This is a genomic window from Pseudonocardia sp. KRD291 (genome assembly GCF_019263595.1).
GTDB lineage: Bacteria > Actinomycetota > Actinomycetes > Mycobacteriales > Pseudonocardiaceae > Pseudonocardia.
In genome coordinates, this window is sequence record NZ_JADQDD010000220.1 from 1 (window position 1) to 10835 (window position 10835).

Consider the following 10835-nt stretch of genomic DNA (forward strand, 5'->3'; position numbering starts at 1 on the left):
ATGCGCGCGGCCGGCCTGCCGGTCAGCGACATGAGCGCCATGGCGCAGCACTTCCACGCCCACCTCGACGTCATCGTCGACGGCCGCCCGGTCCCGGTCCCGGCCGACCTCGGCATCGACCAGACCAGTGGGCAGATGTCGGCGCTGCACACCCACGACGCGACCGGGCTCCTGCACGTGGAGTCGTCCGACCCCGCCGGGCGCTACACCCTGGGCCAGCTGTTCAACGAATGGAACGTCGCGCTCGACCCCACCCGCATCGGCGGCCTGCGCGCCGGCTCCGGGACAACGCTGCGCGCGTTCGTCGACGGCGTCGCGGTCCCCGGCAACCCGGCCGCGATCGAGCTACACGATCACCAGCAGATCGCGCTGGTCTACGGCCCCGCCACCAGCCCGGTGACGCCGCCGGCGACCTACGACTTCAGCAACGCCTGACCCCCGGCCGGATCCGATCGCTCAGCACCCTGCCCGGCGCCAGCGAGGGCGCAGCGTACGCAGCCCGGCCAGGGTGCGGTCGATGTCGGTCCGCAGCCCCCGATCGACAGCCGGGCCACTCCCGCACCCGGCGCTCCCGCACCCGGCCGCTCCCTGTCGCCGTCCCAGGAGGAACAACCCTGTGAATCTCACCGCCGTGTTGCTCACCGGCCTGTTGGCCGGAGGCGTGACCTGCGCGGCCGTCCAGGGCGGCCTGCTCGCCGGACTGATCACCCGCCAACGGGCGGCCACCACCGCCCCGACCTCGGCCGGCACCCGACCCGCGATCTTCGGGAGCGACGCGCCCGCCGACACCGCGCCGCCGGTCACGTCACGGTGGCAGAGCGTCGTCGACGACCTGGTGCCGGTCGGCGGGTTTCTCACCGGCAAACTCCTCTCCCACGCGGTGCTGGGCGGCCTGCTCGGCGCCCTCGGCAGCGCGGTGCAACTCTCGGTCGGCGCCAGCGCCGCCCTGCAACTGGCCGCCGGCACGGTCGTCCTCGCCTTTGGGCTCGCCCAACTCGGCGTGCCCGGGTTGCGCCGGATCGCCATCGAACCCCCGCAGACATTCGGTCGGCTGGTTCTGCGCAGCGCCCGCTCGCAAGCTGCGTTCGCGCCGGGGCTGCTCGGACTCGCCTCCGTCCTGATCCCGTGCGGGGTGACCCTCTCGGTCGAGGCCCTCGCGCTCACCTCGGGCTCCGCGCTGGCCGGGGCCGCGACCATGGCCGTGTTCGTGATCGGCACCAGCCCACTGTTCGCGGTCCTGGGCTATGCCGCCCGCAAGGCCGCCACCGCCTGGCGGGGCCGACTCGCCATGGCCACCGGCGCCGTCGTGGTCATCATGGGCCTGCTCACCCTCAACGGCGGACTCGAGCTCGCCGGTTCTCCAATGGCCGCCAGCCGAGTGACCGCCGCCCTCACCGGCCCCGGCTCCTCACCCGCGTCCTCGGCGACGACGGTGACTGACGGCCGCCAGATCGTCGCGCTCAGTGCCACCTCCGGCGGCTACACCCCGACCCAGACCCAGACCACCGCCGGTCTCCCCACCACCCTGGTCATCACCTCCGACCAACCATCGGGCTGCGTCCGGTCATTCACCATCGCCGCCCTCGGCGTGCAACAGATCCTGCCGACCAGCGGCGAAACCCGCATCGACCTCGGCACCCTCGCACCGGGCACCCTCGCCTACGCCTGCGGCATGGGCATGTACACCGGAACCATCACCACCCGCTGGCCCACGGACCCGGAGGCGCCCACATGACCCGCACCACCCTGCAGCTCAACGTCCGAGGAATGCACTGCGGCAGCTGCGCCCTGCTCATCGACGACGCCCTCGCCGACCTACCCGGGGTACTCGACAGCCGGACCTCGACCAAGGCCAGACGCAGCAGCATCACCCACGACGACCGCACCGGCCACCTCGACATCATCGCGGTGATCAAGAAGCTGGGCTACCGAGTCGAGCCAGTCAACCGTTAAGCAGAGCCGATCAGCGACCCACTGCGCGCCTGAACGTCCAGCTCGGCGCGCCGCGGCCGTCGTCGGAGGACAGCTGATCGTCGGGCCCTGCGATCTGGCCGATCAGTGACGGGTGAACGGTTCGCAGCCTGGGGAGTCGCCGGCGGCGGTGCACAGCACAGGTCGTCCGGGGCGACGCGGGCATCCATGGTGACGTGGTGACGCCGGGTACCGGCCGGGGCCGGCGCGGTGAGCCCGGGAAGGGTCCGGGCGCGGGCCGCGCGCACGGCGTTGAGGATGACCAGCACCTCGGCGGTTTCATGGACCACCACGACGGTGGCCAGGCCGAGGACACCGAACGCGGCCAGCGGGATCAACGCGCCGATGATCCACAGGGAGACCCCGACGTTCTGAACCGTGATAGTCCGGGCGTGGCGGGCGTGAGCGAGGGTTTGGGGCAGGTGGCGCAATTCCTCACCCATGAGGGCGACGTCGGCGGTCTCGATCGCGACGTCGGTACGACGACGTCGCGCTTCGGGTAGGCCGCACCGAGTCCGCCGGGGCTTCCCCTGCCAAGGAGGCGCCTCGCTAGGGTCTGGTCGGCAACGATCGGTGAGGACACGGTAGGAGGGTCAGTGACGGAGCACGTACGGCATGCGCGCCCCGGGTTGCCGCTGCTCCTGTTGCTGCTCGCTGTGCTGACCCACACCGGTCTCGGGCCGCTGCTGGCCTGCGACTCCGCAGGACAGGTCTCGCGCACGGACCTGGTCTCCATCGCAGCGGTGACGACAGCCGCGGTGACGGAACCGGCTGTCGACCCCTGTCCCGGCTGCCCCCGGGAGTCCGTCGCAGGCGCCGAGGCTGCCACCACGGATGTGTCGTCATCGGATGCGCCGTCGTCGTTGCTGGACCCGTGTACGTCGGACCGGCCCTGTCAGCACGGACCGGCCGGCGGACACGGCGCCGGTCACACGGCGGTCCGCAGTCTCGACAGCCCGCGGCACGACGACTCCGACCTGCTGCCGGCATGCCTGGCTCCCGGCCGCCCCGAGCCGCCGGCCGTGCCCCTCTCGGCGTCGGGGCCGGTGCCCCCGCCCGCGGTGCTTGCGCCGGTGGCGGTGCTCTGCGTCGATCGGAACTGACTCCGCTCGGACCAGCCGCCCACCAGCAGCAATACGACACAGCCGCCCCTTTCGGTGTCGGCGTGCGCTGCCGTTGCGGGCTGGCCCGGCCCGGGTTTCCGATCCGCAGCGGCCGAGGGCCGCCCAGCCCCGAAAGGGTCCTCATGCCAGGCACCACCCACAACCGTTCAACCCCGTCTCGCCGCACCGGCATCTCACCGAACATGAAGCTGTCCCTGATCGTCGGGACCGTGTTCGTCCTGGTCGTGGCGGCCATGTTCGCGGCCACCCGCCTCAGCGGGGACGCCCCCGAGCGCGGCTCGGCCGAGGCCGCCGCGGTCGCGGCGCGCCCCGACAGCCACCGGCTGTCGGCCGCGCCCGGCTCGACCGTCGACTTCGTCGAGTTCCTCGACTTCGAGTGCGAGGCGTGCGGCGCGGCCTACCCGGCCATCGAGCAGCTCCGCCAGCAGTACGGAGACCGAGTCAACTTCGTGGTCCGCTACTTCCCGGTGCCGAGCCACTTCAACGCCGAGCGGGCCGCGCGCGCCGTGGAGGCGGCCGCCCAGCAGGGCCGGTTCGAGGCCATGTACAAGATGATGTACGAAACCCAGCGCGAGTGGGGCGAGCAGCAGGTCCCGATGGATGACCGCTTCCGCGGCTACGCCCAGCGGCTCGGCCTCGACCTGGCCCGCTTCGACGCCGCCTACAACGCCCCGGCCACGCTCGACCGGGTTCGTGCCGACCGCGAGGACGGCCTCGCGCTCGGTGTCCAGGGAACACCGACGTTTTTCGTCAACGGACAGAAGCTTGAGCCGCAGTCCTTCGGCGACCTGACCCGCGCGCTCGACGACGCACTCGCCGGGAGCTGATCCCAGTGGCAGTCACGCTCGAACGAAGCCGCGAACCCGCTAACTCGGGACCCACCCGCGACGGGCCCCTGCCGCGGGCGCTGCCCTGGCTGCTCCTGGTGGGCGGCGCCGTCGGGTTCCTCGCCGCGTTCGTACTCACCATCGAGAAGATCGAGCTCATCGTCGACCCCTCCTACCAGCCGAGCTGCAGCATCAACCCGGTACTGAGCTGCGGCTCGGTCATGGCCACCCCGCAGGCCGCAGCGTTCGGCTTCCCGAACTCACTGCTCGGGATCGGTGGATTCGCAGTCGTCGCCACCACCGGTGCCGCGTGGCTCGCCGGGGCTCAGCTCAGGTCCTGGTACTGGGCCGGGCTCCAGATCGGCGTGCTATTCGGCGCCGGGTTCGTGCACTGGCTGATCTGGCAGAGCCTCTACCGGATCGGAGCGCTGTGTCCCTACTGCATGGTGGTCTGGGCCGTGACGATGCCGATCTTCTGGTACGTGACGCTGCGCACCCTGACCGCCGCCAGAGATCGCGCACCTCGCCCGTTCCGTCAGGCGGCGGCCCGGCTGACCGCCGCACACGGGGTCGTGCTCACCGGATGGTTCCTGCTGATCGTGGCCTTGATCCTTAACCGGTTCTGGACGTTCTGGACCACGGCAGTACCGGGGTGACCCCGCGTAGCGGCGCCACGGCGGTACCGGCTCGTTTGTCGCTGTGCGAATCCCGCCGGGTACACGCCGGCGCCGGGCGTAGCGAATGCCCTTTCGGCTCGGCCGACCCCGACCCCGAGGTCGCCAGGCAGTCCGTTCAGCGGTGCCCGGGCATCGGATAAGCAACCCAGCGCGGAGACGGACGTCTTCTCCTGGAGCTGCCGACCTCGCGCGGCCCGGCGGACGTCGCACGGCCTCAACCCGATGGTGACAATGAATGGAGATTCTCGCGTGCGATTCGGACTGCAGAGAGCTGGCGCGCTGGTAGCCGGTCTGACAGTAGTGATCGGTGTCGGGTTCACCGGCACCGCGCTGGCCGACAACGGCGCCGAAAACAGCCCCGCCGCGAAAGAGGCACACGCCGAGGCGCTGACGCCCGGCACGCCGTGCTCGGTATCGGCCCGCGCGTGCGTCGACCTGGAGTCTCAACGCGCCTGGCTGATCACCCGCGGCGCAGTCTCCTACGGTCCCGTCCCGATCGCCTCCGGTGGCGCCGGGCAGCAGACTCCGCTGGGCCACTCGTTCCGCGTCTACCGCAAGTCGGCCGATCACAAGAGCGGTGAGTACACCGGGCCGGACGGCAGCCCGGCCCCGATGCCATGGTCGGTGTTCTTCGCCGACGGCGGTGTGGCCTTCCACGGCGGCGACCGGAACCGGTCTTCTGCGGGATGTGTCAAGCTCGACGGCGGGCCGGCACAGACGTTCTTCAACGATCTGGTCGAGGGCGACAAGGTTCAGGTGGTCAACGCCTCCCTCGAGCAGCAATCCCGCAACGGGTAGGTCATTCGGTCGGTGTGAGGTGGCGGTACACGAAGCATCTGCCGGGCCACCCGCAGCTTCGCCGGCGTCATCACACTCGGCCGGGCCCCGACCCAGTCGTCGAACCGGGCCATCAGCTCGTCTTTGCCGGTCACGGGCAGCAGCGTCGGGTCCTCGACTCGGCCCGGGAGGCCGCGGTAGAGCTGGCGGTAGTAGGGCGAGCGGGCTCGGGCGTACGCGACCTGCGCGGCGAGCCGGGGCCGTTGCCGGGCCGTGACCGCGGCCGGTCCTTGCCGGCGAGCACGGTGGGCATCGACCAACAACGCCAGGGTGCCCGGACGCTGGGCGGTCGGCGGGTCGGTCGTTGCGCCCGGGCCGCGGAACCGCGGGTGGATCATGAAAGATCCGGGGTGGGCTGTGGCCGGTCGGCGACGCCGAGCAGGTAGTGGCCGTGGATGCGGGTCAGCCAGCGCGGTCCGACGCGCAGACCCTGTCGTTCCAGCTCCGCGACGAACTCGGCTCCGGTGAACCGGTCGTGGGTGGGGTGGTCGAACAGCCACCGGTAGCCGCGCGTGGCCAACGCTGCCGCGGTGACCTCGTCGAAGTAGAACCGGCCCCCCGGGCGCAGGACCCGGGCGATCTCGGCCAGCGCGGCCGGCCAGTCCGGGACGTGGTGGATGATCGCGAAGTCGAACACCGCGTCGTAGTCGCCGTCCTGTGCGTCCAGCGCGGCGCGCAGGTCGGTCATGTCACCGGCGGCCAGTCGCACCCGGTCCCCGTGGCCGGCCAGCCGCCGGCCGGCGCGGGCGACCATCTGCGGGTCGAGGTCGATCGCGTCGACCCGGGCGGCGCCGAATCGTCGAAGGATCAGCTCGGTGCCGTACCCGGCGCCGCAGCCGACCTCCAGCACGCGGGCACCCGGCGCCACCATCCCGCCCAGGCGCAGCAGCGCCGGTGTCTCGTAGAACCGCTGCAACGCCCGCCGCAGCGGGCTGTTCACCAGCGCCGTCTCCACCCGGTTCATCCGCACGATCCTGACCCCAATCATCGCTCGAACCCGTTGGTATCGTTATATAGCGATGAATACCAGCACGTGAACCGGGCTGTCCAGTGCTCGACCCCGGTGCCCTGCTACACGAGGAGTGGATCGTGCACGGCCCTGGTCACGCATTGGCTGTATCCGCTATCATCGCTGCATGACGATGCCAGGTGGGATATCGGCGCCTCCGCGCCAGGAGTTGGTACCGGCGGCGGCGCTGTTCCACAGCCTCTCGGACACGACCCGGTTGGCGATCGTGGCGCGACTGGGCGCGGGCGAGGCCCGGGTGGTCGATCTGACCGAGCGGTTGGGGTTGGCCCAGTCGACGGTGTCGGCGCACCTGGCGTGCCTGCGCGACTGTGGCCTGGTGACCGGCCGGCCACAGGGTCGGCAGATGTTCTACTCGCTGACCCGCCCGGAGCTGCTGGACCTCCTGCACGCGGCGGAGACGCTGCTGGCTGCGACCGGGTCGGCGGTGGCGTTGTGCCCGAACTTCGGCGCCGACGCCGTCGCCGAGGCTGACAGGTCGGGGGTGTGCGGTGAGTGACGCCTGCGGTTGCGGCAGCGACGAGCCCCGCACCGGCGAGGACGGTGCCCAGCGCGAGCCCGAGCGGCTGTGGGAGGTTTCCGAGCTGCGCTTCGCCGCGGTGTCCGGGGTGCTGCTCGCCGGGTCGCTGATCGTGGGCTGGGCGGACGGGCCGGCTGTGGTCGAGTTGGTCCTGCAGGCCGTGGCGCTGGTTGTGGGGGCGTGGACGTTCGTGCCCTCGACACTGCGCCGGCTGGCCCAGGGCAAGATCGGGGTCGGCACGCTGATGACGATCGCCGCGGTCGGCGCGGTCATCCTCGGCGAGGTCGGCGAGGCCGCGATGCTGGCGTTCCTGTTCTCCATCAGCGAAGGGCTGGAGGAGTACTCGCTGGCCCGGACCCGCCGCGGCCTGCGGGCCCTGCTGTCGCTGGTGCCCGAGCAGGCCACTGTGCTGCGCGGCGGCCTGGAGCTGGTGGTGGCGCCGGGTGAGCTGCGGGTCGGGGACACGATGCTGGTCCGACCGGGGGAGCGGCTGGCCACCGACGGGCGGGTCGCGACCGGGCGCACCGCGCTGGACGTCTCGGCGATCACCGGGGAATCGGTGCCGGTCGAGGCCGGGCCTGGTGACGAGGTGTTCGCCGGTTCGATCAACGGCACCGGCGCGCTGGAAGTCGAGGTCACCAGCTCGGCCGAGGACAACTCGCTGGCCCGAATCGTGGCGATCGTGGAGGCCGAGCAGGCCCGCAAGGGCCACGCCCAGCGCCTCGCCGACCGGATCGCGAAACCGCTAGTGCCCGGCGTGATGATCGCCGCCGCGCTGATCGCCGTGATCGGCAGCCTGCTCGGGGATCCGCTCACCTGGATCGAACGCGCCCTGGTGGTGCTGGTCGCCGCGTCCCCGTGCGCGCTGGCCATCTCGGTACCGGTGACCGTGGTCGCCGCGGTCGGCGCCGCGAGCAAGCTCGGGGTCCTGGTCAAGGGCGGCGCCGCCCTGGAGGGGCTGGGCCGGATCCGTCAGGTCGCGCTGGACAAGACCGGCACCCTAACCCGCAACCGGCCCGCGGTGATCGAGGTCGCCACCACCGGCGACGCCACCCGCGAGCAGGTCCTGGCGGCGGCCGCCGCCCTGGAGGCCCGCAGCGAGCACCCCCTGGCCCGCGCCATCCTGGCCGCCGTCGACCAGCCCACCCCCGCCGCCGACGTCGAGGCCGTCCCCGGCGCCGGTCTGACCGGGCAGCTCGACGGCCACGCGCTACGGCTGGGCCGCCCCGGCTGGATCGACCCCGGCGAACTCGCCGAGGCCACCGCGCGGATGCAGGCCGCCGGCGCCACCGCGGTGCTCGTCGAGTCCGACGGGGCCCTGCTCGGAGCGATCGCGGTCCGCGACGAGCTGCGGCCCGAGGCCGCCGAGGTCGTGGCCCGCCTGCAGCGCGACGGGTACCGGGTCGCGATGCTCACCGGCGACAACCACGCCACCGCCGCCGCGCTGGCCGCGCAGGCCGGGATCACCGAGGTACACGCCGAGCTGCGGCCCGAGGACAAGGCCACCCTGATCGCGGCGATGCGCGCCGAGCGGCCGACCGCGATGGTCGGCGACGGCGTGAACGACGCCCCCGCCCTGGCCACCGCCGACCTGGGCATCGCGATGGGCGCGATGGGCACCGACGTGGCCATCGAAACCGCCGACGTCGCCCTGATGGGCGAGGACCTGCGCCACCTGCCCCAGGCGCTCGACCACGCCCGCCGCGCCCGGTCGATCATGCTGCAGAACGTCGGGCTGTCGCTGGCCATCGTCATCGTGCTGATGCCACTCGCGCTGCTCGGCGTGCTCGGCCTGGCCGCGGTCGTGGCCGTGCACGAACTCGCCGAGATCGTGGTCATCGCCAACGGCGTGCGCGCCGGGCGGACCCGCCCGCTCGAGACGCGGGCCCCGCGGTCCCTCCACGGTGTCCCGGTCTCGGCCGCGGTCGGCACCGACCGGTCGATATCGTCGTAGTCGAGGCGACCGGCGCCCCCAGCGGGCGGGTCGCACCCGACCTCGGTGGGTGTGGGTGGGTGCGATCTAATCCGCCGACGGTCGCGCCGTCGTGCCGACGCTGCCCCCGGGTCATGGGTGTAGCGGGTCGAGCGCGCGCTCGATGGCGGCGGCGATCTGTTCGGGGTTGCGGAACACCAGCGGGTCGGTGATCCGCATGACGGTGCCGTCGGGGCGGACGAGCCAGCTGCTGGGTAGCACCGGCGGTGCGGCGAGCGTGGCCTGCAGCGTGTTGTCCGGGTCGGCCACCGACGGGTAGCGCACACCAAGTTGGGCGGCCAGCGCCAGTGCCGCGCTCGGCTGGTCACGCACGTTGACCCCGAGTACCGGCACGGAGCCGGGCTGGCGGTGGTAGGCCGCCAGCACCGGCAACTCCTCCCGGCAGGGCCCACACCAGGACGCCCACAGGTTGAGCAGGACCGGGCGCCCGGCCAGCGCCGGGCCGAGCGCGACCCTGCCGGGCTGCCCCAGACAGGGCAGTACGACCCCAGACAGCGCCCCGCTGCTGCGCGGGGGGTCGGCCGTGGTCGCGGTGGGGCACGCCGTCAACCGGGCCGCGGCCCGGGCGGCGGCCAGTTCCGGGGCACCCGGCTCGAAGCGCTCGGCTGCGCCGCGCACCCCGACCGCGGTGTCGCCCGGCGGGTCCAGTGACGAGGGCGGGGCCGGGCGCGGCCAGAGCGCGAGGACCCCGGCGACAGCGAGGACCACCACGATCACCGTGGCGCGGATCTCCGCTCTCATCCGGGCCCCGGCCGCGACTCGGCTGGACGCTGCTTCCCGGTGCGGCGGGTCCTGGTGCGTGCCCCGGCCCGGACCGCGGCGCCCACCAACCCCGCCGCGCCCACCCCGGCCAGCACCGTTTCGGGGGCGCCCCCGAGGCGGGTGGCCGGGGTGGTGTCGGAGCGCAGGACCACCGGCGCGGTCAGCGCGTCAGCGGTGAACTGCCCGCTGCGGGCCACGACCTGCCCGTTCGGGGCGATGACCGCGCTGACGCCGCTGGTCGCGGCGACGATCACCGCGCGGCCGTGTTCCACGGCCCGGACCCGGTCGATCGCGATCTGCTGCGCGCTCATCTCGGTCAGCCCGAAGGTGGCGTTGTTGGCCGGCACCGCGATCACCTCACCGCCGCCGCGCACGCTCTCCCGAACCAGGTCATCGAAGATCACCTCGTAGCAGGTGGCGACCGCGACCCGGATCCCGGCCAGGTCCACCACACCGGTGCCGTGGCCGGGCGCGAACTGGCTGGAGCGTTCGACCAGCGGGCTGAACCGGGCGAAGAACTCGCGGTAGGGGACGTACTCGCCGAAGGGCTGCAGCCGACGTTTGTCGTGGGTCTGGCCGGGTCCACGCCCGGGCTCCCACACGATCATCGTGTTCGTCGGCGGACCCTGCGGCGGGGTGAGCACCGCCCCGACCAGCACCGGCGCGCCGATCGCGGCGACGGCGCGGTCGACGGCCGCCCGGGCGTCGGGGTTGCGCAGCGGGTCGATGTCGGCGGAGTTCTCCGGCCAGATCACCAGATCAGGGCGCGGAGCACGACCGGCGGCGACGTCGGCAGCGAGCTGCTCGGTGCGCCGCACGTGATTGTCCAACACCGCGCGGCGCTGGGCGTTGAAATCCAGCCCGAGCCGGGGGACGTTGCCCTGGACCGCGGCCACGGTCGCGGCGGCCTCGGCGCGCACGGCCCCGGCCAGGTCGGTGTCGAGCACCGCCAGCGCGGCCAGGCTGGCCACCAGCGGCGCCGCCACGAACCCGAACCGGGCCGCGCCCGTGGCCACGGTGGCCTCCGGGCGTGGGCGGCCGATCAGATCGGGCGCCAGCGCGGCCAACCCGAACCCGGTCAGCGCCACCGCGAACCC

At 72.8% G+C, this 10835-nt stretch carries 12 protein-coding genes and 1 pseudogene; 8 read left to right on the forward strand and 5 right to left on the reverse strand.

Annotation, left to right across the window (positions count from 1 at the left end):
- The 3 genes from I4I78_RS24110 to I4I78_RS24120 all read left to right on the forward strand — a co-directional run.
- Positions 1-435 (forward strand): hypothetical protein (locus tag I4I78_RS24110; RefSeq protein WP_218613764.1); only part of this gene is annotated, 435 nt, incomplete at its 5' end.
- Between the two features lie 199 nt (positions 436-634).
- Entirely contained in the window at positions 635-1735 is a 1101-nt protein-coding gene (locus I4I78_RS33500; protein WP_255567175.1) for a sulfite exporter TauE/SafE family protein, read from the forward strand.
- Positions 1732-1953 carry a heavy-metal-associated domain-containing protein gene (locus tag I4I78_RS24120; protein ID WP_226380334.1) on the forward strand — a complete coding sequence of 74 codons (222 nt, stop codon included), beginning with the start codon at positions 1732-1734 and terminating at the stop codon, positions 1951-1953. Before I4I78_RS33500 ends, I4I78_RS24120 begins: the two co-directional genes overlap by 4 nt.
- On the opposite strand, the pseudogene I4I78_RS33585 reads toward I4I78_RS24120, so the two are convergent.
- Positions 1950-2450 (reverse strand): annotated as a pseudogene (locus tag I4I78_RS33585) (hypothetical protein); the annotation flags it as partial. The gene I4I78_RS24120 and the pseudogene I4I78_RS33585 sit on opposite strands and share 4 nt — an antisense overlap.
- Positions 2451-3277: 827 nt before the next feature.
- On the opposite strand from I4I78_RS33585, the gene I4I78_RS24130 reads away from it, so the two are divergent.
- The 3 genes from I4I78_RS24130 to I4I78_RS24140 all read left to right on the forward strand — a co-directional run bounded on the left by I4I78_RS24130 (position 3278) and on the right by I4I78_RS24140 (position 5397).
- Positions 3278-3922 (forward strand): thioredoxin domain-containing protein, encoded by a 645-nt coding sequence (locus tag I4I78_RS24130; RefSeq protein ID WP_218613766.1) that lies wholly within the window; start codon positions 3278-3280, stop codon positions 3920-3922.
- Positions 3923-3927: 5 nt separating this feature from the next.
- Positions 3928-4578, forward strand: coding sequence for a vitamin K epoxide reductase family protein (locus tag I4I78_RS24135; RefSeq protein WP_308252320.1), 651 nt, complete (start codon positions 3928-3930; stop codon positions 4576-4578).
- Between the two features lie 270 nt (positions 4579-4848).
- Positions 4849-5397, forward strand: a complete 549-nt coding sequence (locus I4I78_RS24140) for a L,D-transpeptidase (RefSeq protein WP_308252321.1) — start codon at positions 4849-4851, stop codon at positions 5395-5397.
- On the opposite strand, the gene I4I78_RS24145 is transcribed toward I4I78_RS24140, so the two are convergent.
- Positions 5352-5774 carry a hypothetical protein gene (locus I4I78_RS24145; protein ID WP_218613767.1) on the reverse strand — a complete coding sequence of 141 codons (423 nt, stop codon included), beginning with the start codon at positions 5772-5774 and terminating at the stop codon, positions 5352-5354. The genes I4I78_RS24140 and I4I78_RS24145 overlap by 46 nt on opposite strands.
- The gene (locus I4I78_RS24150; protein ID WP_218613768.1) at positions 5771-6400 is read right to left on the reverse strand and encodes a class I SAM-dependent methyltransferase; all 630 of its coding nucleotides are present in this window, start codon (positions 6398-6400) and stop codon (positions 5771-5773) included. The genes I4I78_RS24145 and I4I78_RS24150 overlap by 4 nt, the downstream gene beginning before the upstream one ends.
- 172 nt (positions 6401-6572) lie before the next feature.
- Between I4I78_RS24150 and I4I78_RS24155 the strand changes: the two genes are divergently transcribed.
- Positions 6573-6962 carry an ArsR/SmtB family transcription factor gene (locus I4I78_RS24155; protein WP_374225910.1) on the forward strand — a complete coding sequence of 130 codons (390 nt, stop codon included), beginning with the start codon at positions 6573-6575 and terminating at the stop codon, positions 6960-6962.
- Positions 6955-8937 (forward strand): cation-translocating P-type ATPase, encoded by a 1983-nt coding sequence (locus I4I78_RS24160; protein ID WP_218613769.1) that lies wholly within the window; start codon positions 6955-6957, stop codon positions 8935-8937. Before I4I78_RS24155 ends, I4I78_RS24160 begins: the two co-directional genes overlap by 8 nt.
- A 111-nt stretch (positions 8938-9048) precedes the next feature.
- On the opposite strand, the gene I4I78_RS24165 is transcribed toward I4I78_RS24160, so the two are convergent.
- Positions 9049-9717, reverse strand: a complete 669-nt coding sequence (locus tag I4I78_RS24165) for a TlpA disulfide reductase family protein (RefSeq protein WP_218613770.1) — start codon at positions 9715-9717, stop codon at positions 9049-9051.
- Positions 9714-10835, reverse strand: a 1122-nt coding sequence (gene lnt, locus I4I78_RS24170; RefSeq protein ID WP_218613771.1) for an apolipoprotein N-acyltransferase, incomplete at its 5' end; no start/stop codon positions are given. The genes lnt and I4I78_RS24165, both read right to left, overlap by 4 nt.